Below are 26,644 nucleotides of genomic sequence, written 5' to 3'. Positions count from 1 at the left end.
TATACTCCCCGGCTAAATTTCGAATTCGACTAACTACAAGGACTCGCCCATGAAAGCGTTCGGCAAAATCCTGGGTCTGGTACTTCTCGGGCTGTTGCTGATCATTGTGGCGGCGGGCTTCGCCCTGACCCACTTCTTCGATCCCAACGACTACAAAGACGAGATTCGCCAGATAGCCCGCGACAAGGCCCACCTCGAGCTGACGCTCAATGGCGACATCGGCTGGAGCCTGTTCCCGTGGCTGGGCCTGGAGCTGCACGACGCCAGCATCGCGACCCTGATCAAGCCCAACGAGCCGTACGCCGACCTGCAAATGCTCGGTTTGTCCGTGCGCGTGCTGCCGCTGCTGCGCCGTGAAGTGCAGATGAGCGATGTACGCGTCGAAGGTCTGAACCTGCGCCTGAATCGCGACAAGGCTGGCCACGGCAACTGGGAAGACATCGGCAAGCTGCCGCCATCACCGGGCGCACCAGGCACTGCTACCGCGCCGGCCGCCGGCGAACCGACACCACCTGCCGCCGTTGAGGTGGAAAAGCCGCCTCAGCCGATCCGCCTGGACATTGACAGCCTGACCGTCAACAACGCGCGAGTGGAATACAACGACGAGCAGACGGGCAAAAACTTCAGCGCCGAAAGCATTCAACTGAGCACAGGCGCTGTTCATGACTCGACCAATATCCCGCTCAAACTCACCGCCTTCCTGTCCGCCAACCAGCCAGCACTGCGGGTACGTACCGAACTTAACGGTGAGCTGCGTATCGCACGGGCACTGCAGCGTTATCAGTTCGAGGACATGAAACTCTCGGGCGAAGTGACCGGTGATCCGCTGCAAGGCAAGACCATGACCTTCTCCGCACAAGGGCAGATCTTGCTGGATAAAGCCGCCAACGTCGCCGAATGGACCGGCATCAAGATTTCCGCTAACCAACTGCGTGCACTGGGAGAACTGAAGGTCAACGACCTCGACAAGACCCCGCAGATCAGCGGTGGCTTGTCGATTGCCCAGTTCGACCTGGCGAAATTCGTCGACAGCATCGGCCAGACGCTGCCGGTCATGGCCGAAGGCAGCCTGAGCAAAGTCGAGCTGGTCAGCCGCCTGGCCGGCACGCCAACCAGTCTGGCACTCGACAACATCAACCTGAAGGTCGACGACAGCAGTTTCAGCGGCCGCATCGCCGTCGATGACTTCGCCAAGCAGTCTCTGCGCGCCACACTCAAGGCCGACACTTTCAACGTCGACCGCTACCTGGCACCGAAATCCGCCGACGCCAACAGCGCGGCACAGGCCCGTCAGGCCGAAGTCGCCAGCACCGAAGCCGATGCCATGGCCGGCGCCGGCAGCACGCCGCTGCCAAACGCCCCGACCAAAGGCGCCTGGAGCACTGAGCGGCTGATACCGGTCGAGCGCCTGAGCAAACTCGACGTCAACGCCGACCTGACCTTTGGCCAACTGACGCTGAACAAACTGCCGATCCAGAACGCCGTACTCAAGGCGTCCGGACAGGGTGGCCTGCTGACCCTGGAAGACCTGCGGGGCGATCTCTATGGCGGCAACTTTGCCGCCAAGGGCACCCTCGACGTACGCCAGACGTCGCCAGTGCTGAACATGCAGACCCGGATCAACAAAGTGCCGGTGGAGAAAATCCTTGAAAGCCAGGGTAAAAATCCGCCGATCAAAGGCCAGATCACCCTCAACAGCACCCTGACCGCCAACGGCAACAGTCAAAAGGCGCTGATCGACAGCCTCAACGGCAATACCGCTTTCGCCATCAATAACGGCGTGCTGCTTAACGCCAATATCGAGCAGCAACTGTGCAAAGGCATTGCGACGCTGAATCGCAAGACCCTCAGCGGCGAACCTCGCGGCAAGGACACACCGTTCCAGGAGCTCAACGGCAACCTGACCTTCCATAACGGCGTGGCCAGCAACCCGGACCTGAAAGTGCGCATCCCCGGCATGACCGTCAACGGCAATGGCGATGTCGATCTGCGGGTGCTGGGCATGGATTACCGCGTCGGCATCATCGTCGAAGGCGACACCAGCGCCATGCCGGACCCGGCCTGTCAGGTCGGCGACAAGTTCGTCGGTATCGAGTGGCCGCTGCGTTGCCGCGGCCCGCTGGAACTGGGGGCCAAGGCCTGCCGCCTGGATAACGAGCGCATGGGTCAGGTCGCGGCCAAATTTGCCACTGACAAGCTCAGCGAAAAAATCGACGAGAAGCTGGGCAACAAAGTCAGCCCGGAACTGAAGAATGCGTTGAAGGGGCTGTTCAAGCGATGAGATCCGAGCAGTTTTCAACGGCGGTGCTGGACTGGTACGACCGCCACGGCCGCCACGATTTGCCCTGGCAGCAGGACATCACACCCTACCGGGTGTGGGTTTCGGAAATCATGTTGCAGCAGACGCAGGTCAGCACCGTGCTGAATTACTTCGACCGCTTCATGGCATCCCTGCCAACGGTCGAAGCCCTGGCCGCCGCACCGGAAGACGAAGTGCTGCACCTGTGGACGGGCCTGGGTTACTACACCCGCGCACGCAATCTGCAGAAGACCGCGAAGATTGTCGTCGCCGAGTACGGTGGCGAATTTCCTCGCGACGTGGAAAAGCTCACGGACCTGCCGGGCATCGGCCTGTCCACGGCCGGCGCCATCGCCAGCCTGAGCATGGGCCTGCGCGCGCCGATCCTCGACGGCAACGTCAAACGCGTGCTGGCGCGCTTTACCGCGCAAGAGGGCTATCCGGGGGAGCCGAAGGTCGCCAAACAGCTCTGGGCCACCGCAGAGCGGTTCACGCCGCATGATCGGGTCAACGCCTACACCCAGGCGATGATGGACATGGGCGCCACGCTCTGCACCCGCAGCAAGCCAAGCTGCCTGCTCTGTCCGCTGGAAAAGGGCTGCGAAGCACACATGCTCGGCCTGGAAACCCGCTACCCGATCCCCAAGCCGCGCAAAGCCGTGCCACAGAAGCGCACGCTGATGCCGATGCTCGCCAACGGCGAAGGCGCGATCCTGCTTTACCGCCGCCCTTCCACGGGCCTGTGGGGCGGTTTGTGGAGCCTGCCGGAACTCGACGACCTCGATGACCTGCAACATCTGGCCACGCAGCATTCGCTGGAGCTGGGCAGCCAGCAGGCACTGCCGAACCTGGTGCACACCTTCAGCCACTTTCAGTTATCCATCGAACCCTGGCTGGTTCAGGTCCAGGAGGCCGGCCATCACGTGGCCGAGGCCGACTGGCTCTGGTATAACCTCGCCACCCCGCCGCGCCTGGGCCTTGCCGCCCCGGTCAAAACCTTGCTCGAACGCGCGGCCGCCGTATTGAACGCAGGAGAGTCGTCATGACCCGCACCATCATGTGCCGCAAGTACAAAGAAGAATTGCCAGCCCTGGAACGCGCCCCGTTCCCTGGCGCCAAAGGCCAGGACATTTTTGACCACGTCTCGGCCAAGGCCTGGGCCGACTGGCAGAAACACCAGACCCTGCTGATCAACGAAAAACGCCTGAACATGATGAACGCCGAAGACCGCAAATACCTTCAGGGCGAAATGGACAAGTACTTCTCCGGCGAGGAATACGCCAAGGCGGACGGCTACGTGCCGCCAGCAGAATAATCCCGACTTCTCGGGGGTCGGATCGTAAGCGACGGTAATAATTAAATATTTTTTGAAAACTTGCTTGACGACCCCCTGAAAAACCAGTTTAATGCGCCCCGTTGCCCAGATAGCTCAGTCGGTAGAGCAGGGGATTGAAAATCCCCGTGTCGGCGGTTCGATTCCGTCTCTGGGCACCAAATACCGAAAACCCTGAATCGCAAGATTCAGGGTTTTTTTATGCCCGCGATTTAACCAGGCGCCGCTCCACTCACCATCGAAGCGCCGGACGAAGCATCAATTCCCCACCTCCTATCGCCACGCCAGGAAACGCCTGTAACGCTCGCCGAGGCCTAGTCCCGAAAAGCATCAGCAGGGGTGATCGAACCTTTTTGGCTGTCCTTCGGGTCTGTCGGAACGCTCCGTAGGCTTTAACGGAAATGGATGACATACGCAGATTATCGGACTGGGCAGAATTGAAGGAGGATCTGCCGCATAACCAGGAGCAGGTCCACGACAGGGATGTAGACAATGACTGGCGCCATCAAACACGACGTCGAAACCGCCGAGTTTTTTACTGAACAAGAAATCAGAACTTTCAGCTTTGATATTCGGCAAGCGACCCTACTTCACAGATTCGCCGAAGAACTGGCCGCGATCGGCGGGCCGCAGGCACCAGGAGCCAAGTCCAAAGCCTCTCTGGCAGCCACCGAGTTAAAGTTCTCGTTTTCGAAAGACCAATGTGAGCTGCTGGGTGCCTACTCCGACGGCCTGGTTTCTGTGTTGATCTTTGAAGGGTTACAGAAATTCACCGATGTCAGCCCTCCAAATCAACTACCAAACCTGACATCCCTCGAAAATCGATACGACATCCTTTGCCTGGCTGCCCGTAGTCAGATCCTGTTGAAACTGGTGGATAACACTGCCTTTGCCTATGACATGGATAACGAAGGAAAACTGGTTCGATTGGTGGCCAACTTCAAGGGTGGCGGACTTATGAAAATCAATGCCGAGCCGGAAATCAAAGAACTGAGCTCCCATTCCGGCCTCGCACTTGGCCCGCATACCGAGGCGCCTTACTGGTGTGCCGTGAACGCGAAAGACGGGCACTCACCCTCTCCCTCGTCGCTCATACTTTCCGCCCTGTGGAACCCGAGCCTGGAACCTACTCGGGTCATTCCACTGCCTCCCATACTCGAAAAAATTGGCGTCACCAACTGCCTCGCACTGACCACGGGTAACTTTCAGTTCACTCGTAGCGATTCCTTTGTCAGTGGCAGAGGACAGGATGGCCGCAACGTTTCGATTCTGGAGTTCGACGATAAAGTCGGTTTCGCCGCCCGCTTCAACTCGTATCGCTTTTCGGTCAACGAGAACGTCTCGAATTTTGTTAAACAAGCCTACACCGCACTTTGTCAGGGCGTGGACGAAGCAACTCCCGCCAAATACACGCTGACCCAGGAATCGGCCATGGCCATCAATAACACCCGGGCTCTGCACTGTCGGGATGTCATCAAAGACAACAGGCGGGTCTTGGTTCGCATCTTCGGACTTTCAAAATTTTCGACTCCTATCGTTGTTTCAGATGACCCATTACTGCTGCAGGGCTGATTTTTTAAATGCCCAGGCTTGAACGACCCGTCATGTGATGACTGGCCAACAACGATAAAGAGGGAATGTAATGTCTTGGGATGTCATTGGCATGTTGGCGCTTGTCGCCTTTGGCGCTGGTTTTTTTGATGCCATTGCCGGAGGTGGTGGCTTGATCACCTTACCTGCGTTGTTTCTGGCAGGTGTAGATCCGATCAGTGCAATTGCAACGAACAAGTTCCAGGCTGCTTCGGCAACTATTTCGGCAACCATAACCTTTGCTCGCAAGGGCCTGATCGAGTGGCGCCAAGGCCGCTTCCTGGTTGTCTGCGGATTTATTGGCGGCGCCGGTGGCGCCTTGTTGGTCAGTTCTATTGATAAGCGTTATCTGGAAGTGTGCGTGCCCATCATGCTGATTCTGGTGGCTATCTATTTTGCGCTCTCGCCAAAACTGGCCAGTGAGGACCGGCGCAAGAGAATCGGCATCCTGCTTTTCTCGTTTACCGTTGCGCCCATCCTGGGCTTCTACGACGGCATATTTGGCCCCGGCGTAGGCTCTTTCTTCATTGTCGGGTTTGTCCTTCTCTGTGGCCTCGGCATGATGCGGGCCATGAGCTTCACCAAACTTGCCAATGCCTCATGCAACCTGGGTTCTCTATCGGTTTTTATCACCAAAGGGGTAATTATCTGGCCGATTGCCATAGCCATGGCTTTGGCAGCGTTCATCGGTGCACAGCTAGGTGCACGAGCGGCTGTTCGGGTCGGTCCCCGGCTGATCAAGCCCATGTTGATCGTGGTCTGCTGCGCCTTAGCCATCAAACTGCTGAGCGTGGAAACCAATCCTTTGCGTGTAGCAGTCCTCCAATCATTGGCATCGCTATAAGCACTGGCCAGTATTGATCAGGAACTGAACAGTCGTTTCTCACAGCGCGGGTGCCTCTGCCTGCTGAGAATCGTAATCACGACAGCCTGACAAGCCAATGCACCAAATCCGAGGCGCCTAATTTGCCTCGTTCCAGTGGAAGACCAGATTGCGAGCAGCGCCGCTACCTACATCCGTCACGTCACGCCGCACCTCGCCGTTGCGAGTCGCAACAACGGTGTACTTACCGGCAGGCAATTGAACGTAAACCAGAGGGCCGGCCTGAGTAAGGGTCAGCACGGTCTCTCCCTGGGCTTTTTGAATGACCACTTCCACGTCGGGAATGTATTGATTCTGCGAACCAACGGAGAAGGTCATGTGCAAGTTATAACCCTTGGACTGCTGAATGGCCTTTGACTCGTCCTCGCCGATACCGCCGGACAGGTAGGTGATCCCGTTCTGTTGCTGCTGCTGGGCTTGTACACCGGAATTGTCGACCGGATCGAGGCTGGCGGCATGCGACAGGGTTGGGAACATCAACACGCCAAGGGCGGCGAGTGGCAATACGAGTGAATGAATGTACTTCATGATGGCGACTCCCGGGCTCTACGGAGCCCAATCGTTACCTTCTTTGATTTCTGACGGGACGCCCAAGTTTTAGATCGATTGGAACTTGGGACGACTGCGAATAAGACTACGCGTTGTATTCCTTAAACGTCGGACGCGGCCGGCGGCGTCCTGCAAATTGAATCGGAATTCCCTGCCGGTTTTTCGGCAGCGCCCAGCATCGCTGGCTAGCTTGTCATTGGCATTCTTTCCGCCAGTCAATCCAGCCGCGGAAAACTTCATGAGCGCCCTCACGCCCGACAATACTCAAGACCCACAACTCGCTTCACTGCTTGGCAATCCTGGCGAATTGATTCGCCAGGCGCGCCAGAAGGTTTTGAGAGCGGTCGATATCGCTCAAGTACAAAGCTGTTGGCAGATTGGCCGGCATATTGTCGAGTTCGAGCAGGAAGGCGCCCAAAGGGCCACGTATGGCAAGCAATTGCTGGCGACGCTTGCGTAGGACCTGACAGGGAAATTTGGGAAAGGTTTTGATGACCGTAATTTGAGGTATATGCGGGACTTTTATCAGACCTTTCCAAATTGGAACGCACTGCGTTCCGAATTGAGCTGGACCCACTACCGCAGGCTGCTACGTGTCGATAACGACAAGGCACGCAAGTGGTACATGGACGAAGCCGCCAATCAAAACTGGTCAAGCCGCGCGCTGGAACGCCAGATGAGAGTCTGCTCAACCAAACAGACCGATAACCCCGACAGATTGTCCATAAGCTGCGCGAAGATTATCGTTGGCAGCTACCCGCAAAGGTCCAAAGCCAATGAATTTGCAGGACATGCCCTCACCGGCACCAGCCCAGGCTGAATTAACGTCGCCAGTTACTAGCGCCCCCTTCAAAGAAACCGCCTGCGACGACTTCACCCTCGGTGGTTTCACCTGGCGTCACGCCTTTCAGGACACCGCCCGCACGGTCGTGATCATCAACGCCGCCACTTCGGTCCGTTGCCGGCACTATTCGCGCTTCGCCGATTACCTGTTCGCCAATGGCTTCGATGTCATCACCTATGACTACCGTGGCATCGGCGAATCGCGGCCTGCGTCGCTGAAAGGGCTGGACGCATCTTGGTCCGACTGGGGCGCGCTGGATTTCGAAGCGATGCTCAAGCGCGCTCAGCGTGAATTCCCCGGCCAGCCCATCGACGTGGTCGGCCACAGCTTTGGCGGCTGTGCGGCGGGCCTGGGGGCCTCTGGGCACCTGATCCGGCACTTGGTGACCGTCGGTGCGCAGTTTGCTTACTGGCGCGACTATGCGCCCGCCCATCGCTGGCGGATGTTCGGCAAGTGGCACCTGGTGATGCCGTTGGTAACGATGATCTGCGGTTACTTCCCCGGCAAACGTCTTGGCTGGCTCGAAGACACGCCCGCCGGCGTCGTCCGCGATTGGAGCACACCCACCGCGCGCTACGAGCAGCGCCCCAGCGGTCGCGTGATCCACGCAAAGCACGGTCGGCTGCCGTTCGCCAATGTCACCGCAAAAACCCTGGCCATCAGCCTCAGCGACGATCCCTACGGCACTATCGCGGCCATTGAGCGCTTGCTCGGCTACTTCACTGGCGCAACAACCACCCATCTGCGAATCACCCCGCAAGACATCGGTGAGCAAGAAGTCGGACATTTCGCCTTTTTTCGTAGCGCATACCAAGCCACACTATGGCCCATTGCATTGTCCTGGCTGCAAACTGGTGAACTGGCCCCCGACACCCCGGGGCGGCAAGTGCCCCGCAGCTGATTGACCCGCCCTCTCAACGAAATACGGAACGACGCCCATGGCCTCCGCCAACAAGCAGCAAAAACGCGCAACCCGCGCCAAAGCCAAGGCCAAGCAGAACCGCACCCAGCGCACCGCCGCGCCGGTGGAACTGGACCCGAACGATGACCGCATCGACTTCGAGTCAGTTGACCTGACCGAACTGTTCAAGAAAATGATCGACGCGGAAAAAGTCAGCCAACAAGCGATGTGCGCTGCCTTCCTCGAAGATCCGTTGCTGGAACTGGTGTACGAGCAGGAAGGCGAAGAAGGCGCGATGGACTTTATCCTCGCCGCGCTGATCGAGTACCGCCAGTGGTCCACCGAAACCGACGAAGCCGGCGCACTGGCGTGGATCGAATCCCCAGCCTTCCAGGCTGACTACGTGGCGGCGTCCGACGCCATCGCGGCCCAAACCCCACAGAAAAACTGAGTCCCCATGGCATCCCTGAACAAGCAACAGAAACGCGCCAAGCGCGCCAAGATCAAAGCCAAGCAAATCAACATCCACGGCAGAAAACCCGCCGCGCTGGACGATGATCTGGAAGACGATCTGGGCGAAATCGGCGAGCCGATCCCGGAGTACACCCTGGCAATGTTCAGCAAAATGCGCGATGCCGAGCCCGCCAGTCGCCATGACATGCTGATGATCCTGCTGAACAACCTCAGCGAAATCATCAACGATCACCCCGAACTGCTGGACATGGAAAACGCCGACAATGAAGCCATGGCCGCCACTCACCTGGCCGCCGACATGCTGATCGACTATCGCATGTGGGCCGACGGCATGGACCGCGACGCCGCTCAAGCGTGGCTGACCGATCCACAGTTCATCACCGACTTCGGCGATGCGTTGGACAGCTACCGTCAGTCGCTGGACGCGCAGGAAGAAAAGGCCGAGTAATCGCCTCTGCATAGAAACAAAAACGGCCGCTTGTCATCTCTGACAGCGGCCGTTTTTATGAAGATTGCCAATATTACCCTTCGTCAGCTACAGCGTATATCCCATTGACATATCCCGCGCGAAACCTATGCTTTGAGCCCAAGACATCAGCATTGGTACAGGAGGTCGCAATGGAACAAACCACCCTTTTCATGAGTAATCGAAGCCAGGCTGTCCGCCTGCCTAAAGCCGTGGCAATGCCCGGCGATGTGAAACGAGTTGAGGTGATTGCCATCGGCAGGGCCCGCCTGATCACCCCCGCAGGAGAAGCTTGGGACAGTTGGTTCGACGGAGAAAGCGTAAGCGCAGACTTCATGGCTGACCGAGAACAGCCAACAGATCAGGTGCGAGAGTCGTTCTGATGATCAAGTTCATGCTCGACACGAACATATGCATCTTCACCATCAAGAACAAACCACAGGTGGTCCGTGAGGCTTTTAACCGTCATCACAGCCAATTGTGCATCAGCACCATCACGTTGATGGAACTGATTTACGGCGCTGAAAAATCTGCTGCACCGGAAAAAAATCTATCTATTGTTGAAAGTTTCGCAGCCCGTCTTGAGATATTGCCTTTCGATTCCGACGCCGCAGCTCACACCGGAATGATTCGTTCGGAATTGGCTAAAGCAGGAACACCGATAGACCCCTATGACCAAATGATTGCCGGCCACGCACGCTCAAGAGGCTTCACTGTCGTAACAAACAATCTTCGAGAGTTTGAACGGGTGCCTGGATTACGCGTCGAGGACTGGGTCCAGCCCGAATAAAGTAACCACAGTGAAAACAAAAACGGCCGCTTGTCATCTCTGACAGCGGCCGTTTTGCATCAAGCGGTGTGAATCAGTTCAGCACCACCGCTCCCAGCTTCTGTTGCTTGCGACGGCGGGCCACGAACAACCCGGCGGCCACGACCAGCAAGCTCAACAAGCCAGTGGCGAGGATTTCCACGCGGTGGGCGTCCTGGAACAGCATGATGGTCAGGGCTGCGACGATGAAGATGATCACCGCGTAGGTCAGGCCCGGGAACAGCCACATGCTGAAGGCGATTTTCTCACCGCGTGCCATGCGCTGTTTGCGCATGCGCAGTTGCGAGATCGCGATCACCAGGTACACCAGCAGTGCGATCGCACCGGAGCTGGCCAGCAGGAATTCGAACACGGCAGCCGGGGCCACGTAGTTGGCGAATACCGCAAGGAAGGCAGCAGCGGTGGACAGAATCACGGCCCAGTACGGCGTGCCGCTTTTGTTGGTGCGTTGGGAAACGGCCGGTGCATCACCGCGCTTGCCCAGGGAGAACATCATGCGCGATGCGGTGTACAACGCCGAGTTCAGGCAGCTGGTCACAGCAACCAGTACCACGATGTCGACGATCAGCTTGGCGTTCGGAATGCCCATGCGCTCAAGCACGGTCTGGTAGGAACCGACGCTGGCCAGAACCGGGTCGTTCCATGGCACCAGGGCCACGACGATGAAGATCGACACGAGGTAGAACAAGCCGATCCGCCAGATCACCGAATTGGTAGCCTTGGAGATTTGCTGGCCCGGGTTCTTCGATTCCGCGGCCGCGATGGTCACGATCTCGGTGCCCATGAACGAGAACATCGTGGTCAGAATCGCGCCCAACACGGCGCCCATGCCGTTTGGCAGGAAGCCCTGGGTATCGAACAGGTGCGAAACGCCGCTGACCTGGCTGCCCGGCAGGAAGCCGAAGATCGCCAGAATGCCAAGCGCCACGAAACCGATGATCGCGATGACCTTGATCAGGGCGAACCAGAATTCGAATTCACCGTAGTTCTTCACACTGAACAGGTTGGTTGCCGTCAGCAGCAAGGTGATGATCAAGGTGAACGCCCAGATCGCCACATTCGGGAACCAGGCATGCAGAATGGTCGCGGCGGCGTTGGCCTCCAGCGGGATCACCAGTACCCAGAACCACCAGTACAACCAGCCGATGGTGAAACCGGCCCAGTGACCGATCGCACGATCGGCGTATGTCGAGAAGGAGCCTGTATCGGGAGACGCGACGGCCATTTCGCCGAGCATGCGCATCACCAGGACCACCAGTGCACCGGCAGCAGCGTAGGCCAACAGCACGGCAGGGCCGGCGGCGGCAATGGCGTGACCGGAGCCGACGAACAACCCGGCGCCGATAACCCCGGCGATCGACAGCATGGTCACATGACGCGGTTTGAGCCCCTGTTCGAGGCCATTGGAGCTTTGGGTAACGCTCATTGAAACTACCTTTGCTGGAAAGCGATTCGGTCCACCCGGTCTGGCATTTCTTTCTCGTAAAAAGAATCCAACGGGGCGTTCCGTATTCCGCACGCAAAAATTGCGCCAAAATGTTTCACGATCCCGAATCACGCGGGCTGTAGACTGACCGGACAGTCATCGCAACCCGTTGAGATTAATGGCAATTCGCCAGAGCGTTACCTGGCGACCCACTTCAGATACGAACGAGCGCACCATAAACACACCTTGAAAGTGTGGGTTGCACAATAAAAGTGCAGAACAGGAACGTTTGTCCGGTTAGCGCTTCCAACACCCCGCCAAAGCTGGCAACATCGCGCCTTTTTTTACGCGACACCCGTGAGAATCAAGGTTCAAACAGGTGTTCGGTTGTTGGCGGCGCGACAGACTGCTTTACCGATGCGACAACCTGTCACACGCCACCCGCTTACCGCCCGTAGCGCTGTTGGCTGCCATTCGAACGCTATGCTAGCTTGGCCGCCTCGCCAGGAAGGCCGCCAACAGCAGGAGCGCAACACTATGAGGAACGCACATGGCTGAGGCCACGCCCGCGCTTGAAATCCGCAACTTGCACAAACGCTACGGACAGCTTGAGGTGCTCAAAGGCATCTCGCTGACCGCCCGCGACGGCGATGTGATCTCGATCCTGGGCTCCTCCGGTTCCGGCAAATCCACGTTTCTGCGTTGCATCAACCTGCTGGAAAACCCTAACCAGGGCCAGATTCTGGTGGCCGGCGAAGAACTCAAACTCAAGTCTGCGAAGAACGGCGAACTGGTGGCCGCCGATGGCAAACAGATCAATCGCCTGCGCAGCGAGATTGGTTTTGTGTTTCAAAACTTTAACCTGTGGCCGCACATGAGCGTGCTCGACAACATCATCGAAGCCCCGCGTCGCGTGCTCGGCCAGAGTAAAGCCGAAGCCACGGAAGTCGCCGAAGCCTTGCTGGCCAAGGTCGGCATCGCCGACAAGCGCCACGCCTACCCGGCGCAACTGTCCGGCGGCCAGCAACAACGTGCGGCCATCGCCCGGACATTGGCGATGCAGCCCAAGGTTATTCTGTTCGACGAGCCCACCTCCGCCCTTGACCCGGAAATGGTCCAGGAAGTACTTAATGTCATCCGCGCACTGGCCGAGGAAGGCCGCACCATGCTGCTCGTGACTCACGAAATGGGCTTCGCCCGTCAGGTCTCCAGCGAAGTGGTGTTTCTTCACCAGGGCCTGGTGGAAGAGCAAGGATCGCCACAGCAGGTGTTCGACAACCCGCTTTCGGCGCGCTGCAAACAATTCATGTCCAGCAACCGCTAACGGAGCTACCCGCATGCAGAACTACAAGAGAATCTTTCTGGCTGCCGCCGTCACCCTGGCGTTCAGCGCCGGTGCCGCCGCCGAGACCTTGAAGATGGGCATCGAAGCGGCCTACCCGCCGTTCAACAACAAAGATGCCAGCGGCAACGTTGTCGGCTTCGACAAAGACATCGGCGACGCCCTGTGCGCCAAGATGAAAGTCGAGTGCACCGTGGTCACCTCCGACTGGGACGGCATCATTCCGGCGCTGAACGCCAAGAAGTTCGACTTCCTGATCTCCTCGTTGTCGATCACCGACGAACGCAAACAGGCGGTCGACTTCACCGACCCGTACTACTCCAACAAGCTGCAATTCATCGCGCCGAAAAACGTCGACTTCAAAACCGACAAAGAGTCGCTCAAGGGTAAAACCATCGGTACGCAGCGGGCCACCCTGGCCGGTACATGGCTGGAAGACACCTACGCCGACGACATCAAGGTCAGCCTCTATGACACCCAGGAAAACGCCTACCTGGACCTGACCTCCGGCCGTGTCGATGCCATCCTCGCCGACAAATACGCCAACTATGACTGGCTCAAAAGCGACGCTGGCAAAAACTACGAGTTCAAAGGCGACGCGGTAGTGGAAAGCGACAAGATCGGCATCGCAGTGCGCAAGGGCGACCCGCTGCGCGAAAAACTCAACGCCGCCCTGAAAGAAATCGTTGCCGACGGCACTTACAAGAAGATCAACGACAAGTACTTCCCGTTCAGCATCTATTGATACTGACCTGCCGGGCCAGCGCCATGATCTGATGGCGCCGGCCCTTGGCATTGCCTGCCGCGATTTGAAAAGAAATCCATGAATATCGACCTCTACGGATTCGGCCCGGCGCTCGCCGCTGGCGCGCTGATGACGGTAAAACTGGCACTCTCGGCCCTGTGTCTCGGGCTGGTGCTCGGTCTGCTCGGCGCCTTGGCCAAGACTTCTGCGCACAAGCCGTTGCAATGGCTTGGCGGCACCTATTCGACACTGGTACGCGGCATTCCGGAACTGCTCTGGGTGCTGTTGATCTACTTCGGCACCGTCAATGCTATGCGTGCCCTGGGCGAGTTTTTGGGCAATCCCGACCTCGCGCTCAACGCCTTCGCCGCCGGCGTGATTGCCCTGGGCCTGTGCTTCGGCGCCTACGCCACGGAAGTGTTTCGTGGCGCGATCCTGGCAATCCCCAAGGGCCACCGCGAAGCCGGCGTGGCACTGGGCATGTCGAAATTTCGCATCTTCACCAGACTCATCATGCCGCAGATGTGGCGCATCGCCCTGCCCGGTCTGGGCAACCTGTTCATGATCCTGATGAAAGACACCGCACTGGTGTCGGTGATCGGCCTGGAAGAAATCATGCGACATGCGCAAAACGGCGTGACCATGACCAAACAGCCGTTCACCTTCTATATGGTCGCGGCCTTGATGTACCTGGGGCTGACGATCATCGCCATGACCGGCATGTACCTGCTGGAAAAACGCGCCGCTCACGGCTTTGCGAGGAGCGACCAATGAATTGGGAAGTCATTATCAAATGGCTGCCGAAACTGGCTCAGGGCGCAACCCTGACCCTGGAGCTGGTAGCCATCGCTGTCATCCTCGGCCTGCTGCTGGCGATTCCACTGGGTATCGCTCGCTCATCGAAGCGGTGGTACGTACGCTCGCTGCCTTACGCCTACATTTTCTTCTTCCGTGGCACACCGCTGCTGGTGCAATTGTTCCTGGTCTATTACGGGCTGGCACAATTCGATGCGGTGCGCGAAAGCGTGCTGTGGCCTTATCTGCGTGACCCGTTCTGGTGTGCTACCGCGACGATGACCCTGCACACCGCCGCCTACATCGCCGAGATCCTGCGCGGCGCGATCCAGGCGATTCCACCGGGCGAGATTGAAGCTGCGCGGGCGCTGGGCATGTCCCGGCCCAAGGCGCTGTTCTACATCATCCTGCCCCGTGCAGCGCGAATCGGCCTGCCGGCCTACAGCAACGAAGTGATCCTGATGCTCAAGGCCAGCGCCCTGGCCAGTACCGTGACACTGCTGGAACTGACCGGCATGGCGCGCACCATCATTGCCCGCACTTACCTGCCTGTGGAAATCTTCTTCGCCGCCGGCATGTTCTACCTGCTGATGTCCTACGTGCTGGTCCGCGGCTTCAAGCTGCTGGAGCGCTGGCTGCGCGTCGATGCCTGCCAGGGGCGCTGATTGCCGCGTGCTGACGGGCGAGGCCCTGCTCGCCCGTTTCACCGCGCTGGATGCCTTTCTGACAGCGCATCAGGCACTGTGGAAGCCTCGACCGTTCACTCATCTGCAACTTCCCTGGGAAACGTCCTACCCGGAACTGGCTTTGTGGCTACGTGAGCGGTCGCTGGAAGATGCAGAAAACAGCCATAACCAGCCATTTTTGCTCGATGCACCGGAACCGTTTGCGTCTTTGGCAGCGCTGTCGCGTGAGCTGAGTTCAGTGGGTGAGTTGCCAGCGCATGCGCTGGAAGCTGCCGGGCATCGGCTGAACGTCGATGTACCGGGACGCAAGTGGCAACAGATTGAAGCGTTTGCCCGTCGTCTGGACTTCGCCTCTGCACCGAAGCATTGGCTCGACTGGTGCTCAGGCAAAGGCCATCTGGGCCGACGCTTGTTGCAAACCGGACAGCAACTGACCTGCCTGGAGTACGACCCAGCACTGGTGTCGAGCGGCCAGACGCTGAGTCAGCGCCATCAATCGCAGGCCTTGCACCTAGAACAGAACGTACTCGCGGCTGAGACGGCCTCCTTGCTCAACGCCGAACACACGCCCGTCGCCCTGCATGCCTGCGGCGACTTGCATGTACGACTGATCCACCTCGCCAGCGCTGCCGGGTGCAAACAACTGGCGATTGCTCCGTGCTGCTACAACCGCATCAGTCTTGCCACTTATGAGGCGCTTTCCTCGGCTGGCTTGCGATCCGGACTACAGCTATCAATCGACGATCTTTCGCTGCCGATGAGCGAAACCGTTACCGCCGGTGCTCGTGTCCGACGCCAGCGCGACACTTCAATGGCCCGTCGCCTGGCGTTCGATCTGCTGCAACGACAAGTGCGCGGCATCGACGAATACCTGCCAACGCCCTCCCTGCCCAGCGCCTGGCTGGACAAATCCTTTGCCGAGTACTGCCAACATCTGGCCGAGGTCAAAGCGTTATCCACACTCGTCCCGCAAGACTGGCCCGCGCTGGAGGTAGCCGGCTGGCAACGATTGGCGCAGGTGCGCAACCTGGAGTTGCTACGCGGTCTTTTCCGACGCCCGCTGGAGCTTTGGCTGGTACTTGATCGGGCACTATTCCTTCAAGAGCAGGGATACGGCGTCCGCCTCGGCACCTTCTGCGAAACCCCGCTTACACCGCGCAATTTGCTGATCCTCGGGGAGCGCGCCTAAACCCGCCCAGCCTGTGGATAACTCTGTTGATGGAATTATTCCGACGCCAATGCCCAAGCCTGTTTCGCCCCTGTAACACCGATGGTCAAATTTTGTTCACACAAATAAAAAACCCGTAAAACAGGGATTTGCGGACAAATTGAGAACATGTCCACAAAAACCAGCCCGAGCATGTCAATCAGACAACCGGTTGTGCATAAGCGTTGAAGCAAAACGGCATAACCGACAAATCCCAGTCAGCTAGAGTGCAACATTGCGCCTGCTCGTTGCCCACGCTATACACATAGGCCAACAAGAAAAATTCGACCGACAGGACGCGACCGTGACGCTGATCTCCTACGCCCAGAATTTCGAAGACATCCGCCTGTGGCGCGCCCTGAAACAGTTTGAAAACGGCTTCTACATCGACGTCGGCGCGAACCATCCCACCTACGACTCGGTCACCAGGACCTTCTACGACCTTGGCTGGACCGGCATCAACGTCGAACCCATGCAAAATTTCCACGACGCCCTGTGCCAACAACGTCCCAACGACATCAACCTGCAATGCGTGGCCAGCGACCATGCCGGGGAACTCACGTTCTACGGCATTCCGGGCACCGGACTGTCTACCGCAGACCCAGCCACCGCCAAGGCCCGCATAGACCTCGGCATGGACGTGCGCCCACACACTGTTGAAGCCCGCACACTCACCTCCATCTGCGAGCAATATGTCCACGACCGCCCCATCCACTTTCTGAAAATCGATGTCGAAGGCCACGAAGAAACCGTCCTGCGCGGCATGGACTTCACCCGCTGGCGCCCGTGGATCATGCTCATCGAAACCCCGTGGACCCGCGACCAGACCTGGGAACACCTCGTCACTGACGCGGGTTACCACCCTGTGCTGTTCGACGGCCTCAATACTTTCTACCTGGCCGAAGAACACCTGAACCTCAAAGGCGCCTTCGACCTCCCGCCGGGCAACCTCGATGGCTTCCGACTCTGCCACGGACACGCCCTCAGCCACCCCGTCGCAGACGTCGACCCTGACACCCAAAGACAACTCGCCGCCGCCCTGCAACGCGCCGAATACGCCGAAGCCGAGCTACGGGCGATGCAAAAAAGCCGGGCCTGGCGCGCCATCCAGAAACTCAAAAAAACCCTGCGCCGAGCCTGATCGAAAGCCCGAGTAAAAATAGTCTGAATTCAGGGGTTTACAGAACCAACCCAATCGCTATAATCGTCGCCCTAACACGCCGGTATAGCTCAGTTGGTAGAGCAACTGACTTGTAATCAGTAGGTCCCGGGTTCGACTCCTGGTGCCGGCACCATACAAAACAAAGCCTCCACAGAAATGTGGGGGCTTTGTTGTTTCTGGGCTTTGTGTGATGAATCTGAAACAGATTCGTAGTGAAGAAGAGCTCAACGCTGCTTTTGCTCGTCTTGAATATCTTTGGGGCGCAAATGCTGGATCTTCAGAAAGTGAGGAGCTGGAAGCGCTCTCGATCCTGATCGAAAAATATGAAGATGAGCATTACCCCATTGGGCCGTCTGCCCCATCGAAGCCATCAAATCCGGGATGGAACAGAAAAGCTTGGCCTGTGTGACCTGAAAGCGTTCATTGGTACCGGCGGTCGTGCTTGCAATGTGCTCAGCCATAAGCGTGCTCTGAGTCTAGCCATGATCAAACGACTGCACAGTGGCCAGGTACTCGACGCCCCATGTAACAACCGCGCCCAGTAACGCCACGACACACAAAAGCCCCCAACCCACCCAGGGCTTTTCACACCCACCACTGCCCCAAAACCCCCACCCCCCACGCATTTTTTTGACCCCGATCACCCTCCAGTCATCAAAAAACCCGATCCTGTGTCAGCCTCCAGCCATCGGCGGAGACATCAATTCGCTACTAAACCCGCGACAACTATGCTCAGGTGCAGGAATATAGCCGGCATATGCCGCCGGATCGGCAGCAAGGTACACAACAATAGCCAGCCCACTTCAGAGGGCATTACCCCATGGATAGCAGAACCTTACGCAACCTGATGCGCATCGTGCAGACCGGCTCCTTGTCGGCCGCGGCGGAGCATTCCTGTTTGACTGTGCAGGCGTTGGCCGCGCAGTTGAACAAGGTCGAAGAGCAGTTTGGTTTCCGCCTGTTTCGTCGTTCCAACAAGGGCTTGACCCTCACCCCGCAGGGCACGGAGCTCACGCCCTATATGGATAAGGTGTTGGTCGCCACGCGGCAGATGGAAGAGAAAGTGGCCGCGCTCAAGGTGCCCGGGCAGCGCACGTTGAAAGTGGCGTTGAACACCACGTTGTCAGAGGATTTCAACCGCCGAATGATCGGTCGCCTGTTCGAGGTGTTCCCCGACCATCAGCTGGAATTCAGCTACGCCGAGTCGATGGAAAACCTCAGCAAGCTGAAGAACGAGGACTTTGACCTGGCGATTTTGATCGGCCCGCAGAAGCCCGGCTTGCCCAGCATCGTGCTGCCGGAGGTGCAGGTCCAGGTCGTGGGCGCGCACTGCGGTCAGGAGCATGATCCGCTGGTGTTGCTGGGGGACAAGCTTCAGGTGCGTCCGGCGGACGACTGCCCTTATTCCCACAGCTTCCTGCGTTTTCTCGATGCCGGACTTGGCAACTATGAGTCGGGGCAGCGGACGATTTATTCCTGCAGCGAAACCCTGACCCTGTCGCTGATCACGCAAATGGACGGCCTCGGCATGGTCTCTCGCGAAGCAGCCCAGCGAAATGGCCTGACGATTTTCCCCGACTTCGAGGATTACCTCGAAGTGCGGTTGGCGATCAACAACCCGGAACTGTCGGGCCAGGCGCTGAACGATGTGGTCGACCTGTCGTTACATGAACGAGCCGAGCGCAATGTACGCCGCCGTCCCCACCGCCACACTGAGGAAGAGGTTCTTGCTGAAATACGCACATAACAACGTCGGAATCGCTGCATAGAATTCCGGGCGGTCGAGCTGTATATGCCGGTCCTTGATCAACAGGGGCGTGAGGCTGATCGCAGCGACGATCGCCACGGGCAGGTACTCCAGCGCCCGAGCGACAAAGGGTGGCCAATGGTCGGTGTTGACCTGCAGCGGGAGTGCGCGTGGCAGGTAAGTCACGACCATCATCAGCACGACAACCAGGATCAGGAACGTTTGGTCAGGCATACACCCACCCCGCAGCCGACAAATGTGGCAATGAAGACGTTGAACGGCGAGCTGCCAACCAGACTCAGGGCGCCCATGCAGACGACGGCGGCCAGTGCGGCGATGAGTTTGTTGCGTGTGTTGCACAGCGACACCAGCACGTAGAGCATCATCGCGGTCAGCGCATAGTCGAGCTGATACTTGATCAGGTGCGCCGCGTACTGCGCGCAGATCGCGCCGAGCAAACCGCCGAGCACCCACGAGGTGTGGCAGAACAGGTTGAAACCGATCAGGTAACGCACGTTGACCGGCGCACCGCTGCCCAGCTTGACGCTATGGAAGGCGAACGATTCATCAGTCAACCCGCCCGCATAGCACCAACGCTCGAAACGACTGAGTCCCAGCGCTCGCAAGGCCTTGGCCATGTAGACCGACATCAGCATGTGCCGCGCGTTGATCAGGAACGTGGTGAGGATAATGGTGGTCAGCGAGGCACCGCTGGAAATCAGCGCCAGCGCAGCAAACTGCGAAGCGCCGGCGTACACGAACAGGCACATCGCGACCGGCAACCACACGGGCAACCCGGCGTTGACGGCCATCAAACCGAACACGAACGACACCGTGAAGTAACCCGCCACAACCGGGCTGGCCTCTGCAAAAGTGCGCGAACGTTGTGGCTCGACCATCAGCGGCTGGCTGCTGGACGTCTCATTCATAGATCCCTCTCAAATGTCGTTTCGCCACGCGGCTCGCAAAAACCCTGGGCAGTCCAAAAACGCTTGCCGGCTAGGTTAGCATCGTCGACAAAGAGGAACATCCGTAACACGCCGACACGTTTCATGTCCGCCGACGCCGCTTCCACCAGGCGCTGGCCCACGCCCTGGGTGCGGTAATCCGGGCTCACCGCCAGGTGGTTGATGGTGCCACGGCTGCCGAGCATGCCGCCCAGCACTGCGCCGATCACCTCACCGCTGACGTCAAGCGCCAGGAACGCCGTGGTGGTTTTCTGCACCAGCACGCCGCGCAGGCATTTGGCGTCCTGCCAGTCGCAGAACGATACTTCGTCGAACTGGCGAAAGAAGCGCTCCAGGCGCAGCGCATCCCGAGGCGTGGCGCGCCACAGCATCACCGACGATGCCGGGCTGACCAAGGCGCTCAACTGTTCAGCGAACAATGTCGAAAGCGGTCCCGGGCCGCGAGAAGGAAATCGCCAGAATTTGCCGATAGGCCATGTCGTGGGAATGAACGTTGCGCGCCGGGGTCACGTAATGGCGCATGTCGCGGTCGAGGAAAAAAGTGGTGTCGAGAATTTCCTGGTAGGTGGTCGACGCCAACGGCTGTTCATGTGAGCTGTAAAGGCGGCTCTCGGCGCCGTCGACATTATTGCGCCCCCAGAAGTGCACGCCGCTGAACGGGTAACCGTCGCAATGAATGCCTTCCGGGGTGATTTCCAGTTGCTTGCCCGGCTTGATCTCGATGCGGATCTGATGAATCTGGCATTGCCAGATTTCATCGTGCAGCTCCTGCGGCAGGACGTTTTTGTACACTTCGAAATCGATGTCGATCAGGCTGCGCATGACCGGCGAATTGATGACTTCATTGGAAAAATCCTGAAAGTGCCGCTCCAGGCCGCCCACATAACTGTTGTTGGCCTTGGATTGCACATAGGCGCGGTGTTCCAGCTGCTTCAGATCGCGGGTCACCGGGTTGTATTCGAAGTCGCTGTAACGACGGAACCGCATGCCGGCTTCGGCTTGACCGTAGTAGCTGTCCGGTTCCATGTTTTCCCAACTTTTCGTCAACCTGACGAAGTCGGCGAAATGACCGTAGAGATTGAAGTCACCACCCTGGACGTTGACATATTTGTCGCGTCGTAGCGCTTCGCCAACTTCTCTGTTTAAAACGATCATTACTACTCTCCACTGCATTGAGCGGACTAATCTAGAGGGTGCAGATTTTCCTGCCATGAGAAAGAATTTCAGGCATATCAAGCGTTGTTTGAAACGCCGCTTCACGTTGCGTTTAATCGACTTTTTCTTGCAAAAAAAGCCGTTTCAGAGCGTTTTCGCCTAATTTAGGTCAAAAAAAACCCCGAACCAGTCGGGGTTTTTCAGCGATTCAGCTCAACCCGTCATCAGAAGATGTTGATCGGGTAATCCACGAACACACGCAGTTCATTACCGCTGGAGTTGTAATCAGCGGATTTCTGCGACACGCGCAAGATCGAGCTGCGTACTTTCACACTCAGGTCTTTGGCCGGGCCACTTTGCACGACGTACTTGAACTGGTTGAAAATTTCGCGCTCGGTGCCGCCAGTGGTGGTGGCGGTGGTGATGTTGTCGCCACGCACGTACGCCACGTTATAGCTCAGACCCGGAACGCCGAAGGCGCCGAAGTCCAGGCCATAGCCCAGCTGCCAGCTGCGTTCATCTTCGGCGTTGAAGTCGGACCAGTAGGAGTTGGACAGGTAGATGGTGTTGCCACCGTCACCCACACGACCTTGCTCTTTCTGGTAGCCACCATAGGCGTAGCCCAGGTTGCTGTCGCCGGTGCTGCGCTGGTGAGCGATGGTGAACGAGTGCGGGCCAGTGGCGAAGGTCGCCGCCAGGCTCCAGATCTTGTTGTCGTCGCCGGTGAGATTGTTTTCGCGGACGTACGAGTCGTCCAGCTTGGTACGGTAACCATTGAAATCAAGGGTCAGGGACTGATCCTTGTCGATCGGGAACACGTAGTTGGCGTTCACGTATTGTTTCTTCAATACGTCTTCGACGTCGGACGCGTACAGCGCAGCCTTGAACTGTTCGGTGAACTTGTAGCTACCGCCCAATACGTTGATCGCCTTCAAACCACCGCTGTCACGGCCGTCGGCGCTTTTACGCGACTCGGCGGTGAAACGACCGGCGTTCAGCTCCAGGCCCTGGATCTCTTTGGAGGTGATCAGGGTGCCGGTGTAGCTTTCTGGCAGCAGGCGGGAGTTGTCGTAGTTCAGCACCGGCAGGACCGGCATCTGGTCACCGTAAGTCAGCGTGGTGCTGGACAGACGGAATTTGACGGCAGCGCCGCCTTTGGACAAGTCGTCAGCCGGACGGCCGCTGTCGCCCTGCTTGAAGAAATCGATACCTTGGGCGCCGCTGCGGTCGCTGCTGCGCTCCAGGTTGAGTGCGTACAGACCGAATGCGTCCACACCCACACCGACCGTGCCCTGGGTGAAGCCGGACGAGAACGTACCGATGGCCGCCTGGCCCCACTCGGACTTGTCCGGGTTGCCATCTTTGTAGTCGCGATTGATGTAGGCATTGCGCAGCAGCACTTTGAGGCTGCTGTCTTCAACAAAACCCTTGGACTCGGCCTGGTCGTTAGCCATGGCCTGAGTGGCACTCAACATCCCCAGTGCGATCAGGCTGATTCGCTTGTTCAACATTTTATTTTCCTTATTACGGGTTGATACGCGCTGTGCCGAACAGCTGAAACGGCGCTAATGCGCTCTTTTTTCACCCGCAAACAAAAAGGCCCGCCCACGGAAAATCGTGGCGGGCCTTTTTATTATTTTTTGGGTCATGGCGGTTGGCCACAGGCGTTGGGGCGGATCCTAGCCGCACCCTCAACGATGTGTCAATTTCGTGAATCGTCTGTAAATAGGCAAAAATAGTCTAAGAAATCAGTTGCCTACGATTTCCCATTGCGCGCAATGACCCAGGTGCCAGTGGAATTCAGTGAGCGCAGCCGTTCAAACCACAGCTTTGCAACGGAGCTGAATTGACTGCGGACGGCAGTGCCTGGTGCAGCCATTTCGCGAAGGCTTCTGGCTTGCCCAGCCACGGGCCAATGTCGATCACCGTGAACTGACCGTTCTGTTCCAGCGCAAACGTCGGGAAGCCCTGACCACCCACTTTGGCCAACAACGCGCGGCTGGTTTTGATATGGCCGCCGGTATCGGCAACCTTGAAAGCAGCCTGAAAAGCGGCCTGTTCAAGACCCATTTCATCGGCGATTTCGAACAGAACAGCCTCATCGGCGATACGTCGCCCTTCCAGGTAATGCGCACTCTGCAAACGTCCCAGCAACTCCAGGCCATGCCCGCTGACCTGCTCGGCAGCCAGCACGGCAGCAATCGGTGGCGCGGAGTCGAACACCGCTGTTTCGTCCCGCAGCAAGCCTTCGAAATATGCCTCGCCAAACGGCTGGCCGGTGTACTCGGCGATGCGCCGGTCATGGGGCATCACGTAGTTGCGCAGTTGCGGGGAAACGCTCTGGCGATTGGCGCCAGTCATCATGCCGCCACCATGGGCGATCACGGGCAACACATTTTGCGCGGCTTGAACCAACGGTTTCGCGCCGTAGCACCAGCCGCACAGGGGGTCGTAGATGTAATGAAGAATCATGAAGTGCTCCGGCAAAAAGTCAGGAAAGTTCGATGCCGGCAGATTAATCCGCAGACAGATGAAGAAAAACGCCGGAATGGCTTTCAGTCTGTTTCGTGGATCGGGCGAATGCCCTGCGTTTCGCAGAAAGACACATATAGAAACAATCAAAGCAGGAAGTCAGTCAGGAATAATTAACGAAAGTAAATAACAAGCATTACCATTCGCACCCTCGAATAACGACACCTTTCGGATGCGCTTCAGATGCCTGCCCCTTCCCGCCTTACGCCCGTCAGCCTTGGGCTTTCTGCCTTTTTGTCTGCCGGTTTTACCTGCGCCGCAACAACCGTTCTGCCTGAAACGTCTGTCAGCGCCGAAGCAATGGAAACTGACGATCCTCGGGTCACGGCAACCAGCACCGCCACCCGCACGGCAACACCGGTGCGTTACGTGCCGCAAGCCATCGACTCGATCAAAACCGCAAACGTGGCGGACTACGGCACCAACGACCTGGGCACGGCGCTGAGCGGCATTCCCAACGTCAGCAGCGGGGCCGATACGCGCTTCGACAGCTTGCGCATCCGAGGTTTCGACGCCAGCAACGATTTCTATCTCGACGGCATCCGTGACGACAGTCAGTACGTACGCGACCTGCACAATATCGAGCGCATCGAAGTCCTCAAAGGTCCAGCCGCCGTGTTGTATGGCCGTGGCAGCCAGGGCGGGATCGTCAATCGCGTGAGCAAATTGCCGGAGTTCGGTCGTCGCTCGACCCTCGAAGCCCAGGGCGGCAGCGAAGATCTGCGCAGCCTGTATGCCGACCTCAGCACCGATCCGACCGAGAACATCAGCCTGCGCCTGAACATGGGCAACATGGACCAGAACAGCTTTCGCGATGGCGTCAGCGGCAATCGCCAGCTGTTCGCGCCATCGATGAGCTGGCAACTGACGCCCGACCTGAACTGGCTGGTGCAGTACGAATACAGCCGCTACAACCGCACACCGGATCGCGGCGTTCCTGGCTTCAACGGGCGTCCGGCCGACGTAGGTCGGGATACCACTTACGGCAGCAACAACGACTTCATCGACGACAAGGCGCAGTCCCTGCGTTCGAAACTCAGCTATGAATTGAGCGACAACTGGCAGCTGCGGCACACGCTCGGCGTGTTCAAGCTCGACAGTGATTTCGACAATACCTACATCACAGGCTTTGGCAGCAAACCCGGAACATATGCTCGCCAGCACTGGCAGCAGGACCTGACCACCCGCAACGTCTTCAACAACCTCGAACTGGAAGGCGGGTTCGATACGTTCGGCCTGGAACATCGCCTGCTGACCGGTCTTGAGGTCGGCAGCCAGCGTCGCGATCCGAAGCTGTACAACGCCGCCACGAGCGGACCCGGCAGCTCACCGGTGCCGCAACAGGATCTGTACAACCCTGATCGGGGCCTGATCCACACCGGTCGCATGCAAATCGCCAGCAACACCCACACCGAAGTCGAAAGCCGCGCCGTGTACGTGCAGGACCAGCTGCGCCTGAACGATCAATGGCAACTGCTCGCCGGCCTGCGCTACGACACGTTCGACATCGAGTCGACCAACAAGGTGAAGGACATTTCCGAGGAGCGTGACAGCCACAGCACCAGCCCGCGTGTAGGACTGGTGTGGACGCCGCTGCAGAATCATTCCTTCTACGCGTCCTGGAGTAAAACCTTTTCACCGGTCGGCGGTGGTTTGATCGGCATCACTCCGGGTGCTGCCGGCAACGGTAACGACTTGAGCCCTGAGCTGACCAAGCAGAAGGAAATCGGCGTCAAAAGCGACTGGCTGGACGACCGCTTGAGCACCACGCTGGCGATCTACGAGCTGGAGCTCTACAACCGTCGCACCACCGATCCGGCCAACCCGACCCTGACCGTGCAAACGGGTGTTCAACGTTCTCGCGGCATCGAACTGACCGGTGCCGGCAAGCTCGGTGGCAACTGGTACGTGCGCGGTGGTGTGGGCATGCAGGACGCTATGGTGGTGGAGGACAACAACGGCCTGGAAGGCAAGCGCGTGACCAACGTGGCCAAGCACAACGGTAGCCTGTTCCTGACCTGGAAACCGGAAATGGGCTGGTATGCCGAAACCGGCCTGACGCTGGTTGGCCAGCGCTATGCCGACAACCTCAACACCACCGTGCTGCCGGGCTATGGACGCTGGGACGCCCTGGCCGGGTTCCGGCACAAGGATTGGGATGTACGCGCAGCGCTGAACAACATCAGCGACAAAACGTATTACGCGTCATCAACCAGTGCATTCCAGATTCAACCAGGGGCACCGCGTAACCTGGTGGTGACCGGGACCTACAGCTTCTAAACACCCCAAACCTGTGGGAGCGAGCCTGTTCGCGAAAGTGGTTTATCCGTCGAAATCAATGCCGGCTGATACACCGCCTTCGCGAGCAGGCTCGCTCCCACATTTGATCGTCAGCGCCCATAAAAAAGCGCCGCCCTCCCGGCAGCGCTTTTATCAATCCTTTGTGTTCCGCTTATCCTTCCATCACATCCCACAACGCTTCCAGTTCCGCCTCGCTGAATAAACCAGCGGGGTAGCGCTCGATCATCATCCGGCGCGGATCAGGTTCCCTGATCTGACGCGTTCCATTGGACTTCAACCAGTGCGCCAGGACCTGCAGCGATTCGCCGTTTACTGCCAGGGGATGCAATGTCCGCTCGCTCACCACGTTCACTTCGGCGTTCATTTCGGCGCTCTCTCCCGGGTTGTGAGCGGCTAACTTATCCAAGGTT

Annotated in this window: 27 protein-coding genes, 2 tRNA genes and 2 pseudogenes; 22 read left to right on the top strand and 9 right to left on the bottom strand. The window is 58.3% G+C overall.

Translation table 11 applies throughout. The features are described 5' to 3' along the window. Positions 1-49: 49 nt before the first annotated feature. The 6 genes from POF45_RS17730 to POF45_RS17705 all read left to right on the top strand — a co-directional run bounded on the left by POF45_RS17730 (position 50) and on the right by POF45_RS17705 (position 6,066). Positions 50-2,281 carry an AsmA family protein gene (locus POF45_RS17730; protein ID WP_259498384.1) on the top strand — a complete coding sequence of 744 codons (2,232 nt, stop codon included), beginning with the start codon at positions 50-52 and terminating at the stop codon, positions 2,279-2,281. Beyond that, positions 2,278-3,345 carry an A/G-specific adenine glycosylase gene (gene mutY / locus POF45_RS17725; RefSeq protein ID WP_259498382.1) on the top strand — a complete coding sequence of 356 codons (1,068 nt, stop codon included), beginning with the start codon at positions 2,278-2,280 and terminating at the stop codon, positions 3,343-3,345. The genes POF45_RS17730 and mutY overlap by 4 nt, the downstream gene beginning before the upstream one ends. After that, complete coding sequence (locus POF45_RS17720) at positions 3,342-3,614, top strand: oxidative damage protection protein (protein WP_010464608.1); 273 nt, start codon at positions 3,342-3,344, stop codon at positions 3,612-3,614. The genes mutY and POF45_RS17720 overlap by 4 nt, the downstream gene beginning before the upstream one ends. Before the next feature lie 103 nt (positions 3,615-3,717). After that, positions 3,718-3,793: transfer RNA gene (locus POF45_RS17715), tRNA-Phe, on the top strand. A gap of 331 nt (positions 3,794-4,124) precedes the next feature. Continuing rightward, entirely contained in the window at positions 4,125-5,204 is a 1,080-nt protein-coding gene (locus POF45_RS17710; protein ID WP_282316269.1) for a hypothetical protein, read from the top strand. A 70-nt stretch (positions 5,205-5,274) separates the two neighbouring features. Further along, positions 5,275-6,066 carry a TSUP family transporter gene (locus POF45_RS17705; RefSeq protein ID WP_282316268.1) on the top strand — a complete coding sequence of 264 codons (792 nt, stop codon included), beginning with the start codon at positions 5,275-5,277 and terminating at the stop codon, positions 6,064-6,066. Positions 6,067-6,183: 117 nt separating this feature from the next. Here POF45_RS17705 and POF45_RS17700 read toward each other — a convergent pair whose 3' ends face one another. After that, on the bottom strand, positions 6,184-6,633 hold the full coding sequence (locus POF45_RS17700) for a carboxypeptidase regulatory-like domain-containing protein (RefSeq protein ID WP_282316267.1): 450 nt from the start codon (positions 6,631-6,633) through the stop codon (positions 6,184-6,186). Positions 6,634-6,892: 259 nt separating this feature from the next. On the opposite strand from POF45_RS17700, the pseudogene POF45_RS17695 reads away from it, so the two are divergent. From POF45_RS17695 to vapC, 6 genes and pseudogenes are all read left to right on the top strand, one after another. After that, positions 6,893-7,333, top strand: a pseudogene (locus POF45_RS17695) (DUF1016 N-terminal domain-containing protein); the annotation flags it as partial. A 97-nt stretch (positions 7,334-7,430) separates the two neighbouring features. Next, a complete protein-coding gene (locus POF45_RS17690; RefSeq protein WP_282316266.1) occupies positions 7,431-8,399 on the top strand; it encodes an alpha/beta hydrolase family protein in 969 nt (322 codons plus the stop codon). Between the two features lie 37 nt (positions 8,400-8,436). Then, on the top strand, positions 8,437-8,850 hold the full coding sequence (locus POF45_RS17685) for a hypothetical protein (protein WP_259498372.1): 414 nt from the start codon (positions 8,437-8,439) through the stop codon (positions 8,848-8,850). Between the two features lie 6 nt (positions 8,851-8,856). After that, entirely contained in the window at positions 8,857-9,321 is a 465-nt protein-coding gene (locus tag POF45_RS17680; protein ID WP_282316265.1) for a hypothetical protein, read from the top strand. Positions 9,322-9,491: 170 nt separating this feature from the next. Next, positions 9,492-9,722 (top strand): antitoxin, encoded by a 231-nt coding sequence (locus POF45_RS17675; RefSeq protein WP_259498368.1) that lies wholly within the window; start codon positions 9,492-9,494, stop codon positions 9,720-9,722. Continuing rightward, positions 9,722-10,129, top strand: coding sequence for a type II toxin-antitoxin system tRNA(fMet)-specific endonuclease VapC (gene vapC, locus POF45_RS17670; RefSeq protein WP_282316264.1), 408 nt, complete (start codon positions 9,722-9,724; stop codon positions 10,127-10,129). The genes POF45_RS17675 and vapC overlap by 1 nt, the downstream gene beginning before the upstream one ends. 73 nt (positions 10,130-10,202) lie before the next feature. On the opposite strand, the gene gabP is transcribed toward vapC, so the two are convergent. After that, positions 10,203-11,594, bottom strand: coding sequence for a GABA permease (gene gabP, locus POF45_RS17665; RefSeq protein ID WP_259498366.1), 1,392 nt, complete (start codon positions 11,592-11,594; stop codon positions 10,203-10,205). Positions 11,595-12,144: 550 nt separating this feature from the next. Here gabP and POF45_RS17660 point away from each other — a divergent pair. The 9 genes and pseudogenes from POF45_RS17660 (at position 12,145) to POF45_RS17620 (ending at position 19,278) form a co-directional block, all read left to right on the top strand. After that, a complete protein-coding gene (locus POF45_RS17660; RefSeq protein ID WP_282316263.1) occupies positions 12,145-12,918 on the top strand; it encodes an ABC transporter ATP-binding protein in 774 nt (257 codons plus the stop codon). Between the two features lie 13 nt (positions 12,919-12,931). Beyond that, the gene (locus POF45_RS17655; protein ID WP_259498362.1) at positions 12,932-13,681 is read left to right on the top strand and encodes an ABC transporter substrate-binding protein; all 750 of its coding nucleotides are present in this window, start codon (positions 12,932-12,934) and stop codon (positions 13,679-13,681) included. 78 nt (positions 13,682-13,759) lie between these two features. Further along, complete coding sequence (locus POF45_RS17650; RefSeq protein ID WP_282316262.1) at positions 13,760-14,455, top strand: ABC transporter permease; 696 nt, start codon at positions 13,760-13,762, stop codon at positions 14,453-14,455. After that, positions 14,452-15,141: an ABC transporter permease gene (locus tag POF45_RS17645; RefSeq protein ID WP_259498358.1), complete on the top strand. Its 690-nt coding sequence runs from the start codon at positions 14,452-14,454 to the stop codon at positions 15,139-15,141. Before POF45_RS17650 ends, POF45_RS17645 begins: the two co-directional genes overlap by 4 nt. Further along, entirely contained in the window at positions 15,122-16,351 is a 1,230-nt protein-coding gene (locus POF45_RS17640) for a methyltransferase (protein WP_282316261.1), read from the top strand. Before POF45_RS17645 ends, POF45_RS17640 begins: the two co-directional genes overlap by 20 nt. A gap of 322 nt (positions 16,352-16,673) precedes the next feature. Beyond that, positions 16,674-17,510 (top strand): FkbM family methyltransferase, encoded by an 837-nt coding sequence (locus POF45_RS17635; protein WP_282316260.1) that lies wholly within the window; start codon positions 16,674-16,676, stop codon positions 17,508-17,510. Between the two features lie 78 nt (positions 17,511-17,588). After that, positions 17,589-17,664 (top strand) — tRNA-Thr (locus POF45_RS17630). A 57-nt stretch (positions 17,665-17,721) separates the two neighbouring features. Next, positions 17,722-18,076 (top strand): annotated as a pseudogene (locus tag POF45_RS17625) (helix-turn-helix domain-containing protein). Between the two features lie 275 nt (positions 18,077-18,351). Continuing rightward, positions 18,352-19,278 carry a LysR family transcriptional regulator gene (locus tag POF45_RS17620; protein ID WP_259498321.1) on the top strand — a complete coding sequence of 309 codons (927 nt, stop codon included), beginning with the start codon at positions 18,352-18,354 and terminating at the stop codon, positions 19,276-19,278. On the opposite strand, the gene POF45_RS17615 is transcribed toward POF45_RS17620, so the two are convergent. The 6 genes from POF45_RS17615 to POF45_RS17590 form a co-directional block, all read right to left on the bottom strand. Beyond that, the gene (locus POF45_RS17615; protein WP_259498319.1) at positions 19,195-19,512 is read right to left on the bottom strand and encodes an AzlD domain-containing protein; all 318 of its coding nucleotides are present in this window, start codon (positions 19,510-19,512) and stop codon (positions 19,195-19,197) included. The two genes, POF45_RS17620 and POF45_RS17615, sit on opposite strands and share 84 nt — an antisense overlap. Further along, positions 19,491-20,207: an AzlC family ABC transporter permease gene (locus tag POF45_RS17610; RefSeq protein WP_259498318.1), complete on the bottom strand. Its 717-nt coding sequence runs from the start codon at positions 20,205-20,207 to the stop codon at positions 19,491-19,493. Before POF45_RS17610 ends, POF45_RS17615 begins: the two co-directional genes overlap by 22 nt. Further along, on the bottom strand, positions 20,204-20,617 hold the full coding sequence (locus tag POF45_RS17605) for a GNAT family N-acetyltransferase (RefSeq protein ID WP_259503077.1): 414 nt from the start codon (positions 20,615-20,617) through the stop codon (positions 20,204-20,206). Before POF45_RS17605 ends, POF45_RS17610 begins: the two co-directional genes overlap by 4 nt. 37 nt (positions 20,618-20,654) lie before the next feature. Then, positions 20,655-21,401 (bottom strand): 2OG-Fe dioxygenase family protein, encoded by a 747-nt coding sequence (locus POF45_RS17600; protein ID WP_282316259.1) that lies wholly within the window; start codon positions 21,399-21,401, stop codon positions 20,655-20,657. Between the two features lie 224 nt (positions 21,402-21,625). Beyond that, positions 21,626-22,912, bottom strand: coding sequence for an OprD family porin (locus POF45_RS17595; RefSeq protein ID WP_259498314.1), 1,287 nt, complete (start codon positions 22,910-22,912; stop codon positions 21,626-21,628). Between the two features lie 289 nt (positions 22,913-23,201). Beyond that, on the bottom strand, positions 23,202-23,873 hold the full coding sequence (locus tag POF45_RS17590; RefSeq protein WP_282316258.1) for a DsbA family protein: 672 nt from the start codon (positions 23,871-23,873) through the stop codon (positions 23,202-23,204). 243 nt (positions 23,874-24,116) lie between these two features. Between POF45_RS17590 and POF45_RS17585 the strand changes: the two genes are divergently transcribed. Then, a complete protein-coding gene (locus POF45_RS17585) occupies positions 24,117-26,213 on the top strand; it encodes a TonB-dependent receptor (RefSeq protein WP_282316257.1) in 2,097 nt (698 codons plus the stop codon). 172 nt (positions 26,214-26,385) lie between these two features. Here POF45_RS17585 and POF45_RS17580 read toward each other — a convergent pair whose 3' ends face one another. Then, a complete protein-coding gene (locus POF45_RS17580; RefSeq protein WP_259498308.1) occupies positions 26,386-26,598 on the bottom strand; it encodes a hypothetical protein in 213 nt (70 codons plus the stop codon). Between the last annotated feature and the right edge of the window lie 46 nt (positions 26,599-26,644).

The organism is Pseudomonas fungipugnans (assembly GCF_029955235.1).
Lineage (GTDB): Bacteria > Pseudomonadota > Gammaproteobacteria > Pseudomonadales > Pseudomonadaceae > Aquipseudomonas > Aquipseudomonas fungipugnans.
The sequence above is the reverse complement of the archived record's forward strand: the minus strand, read 5'-3'. Positions and strand labels throughout refer to the sequence as shown.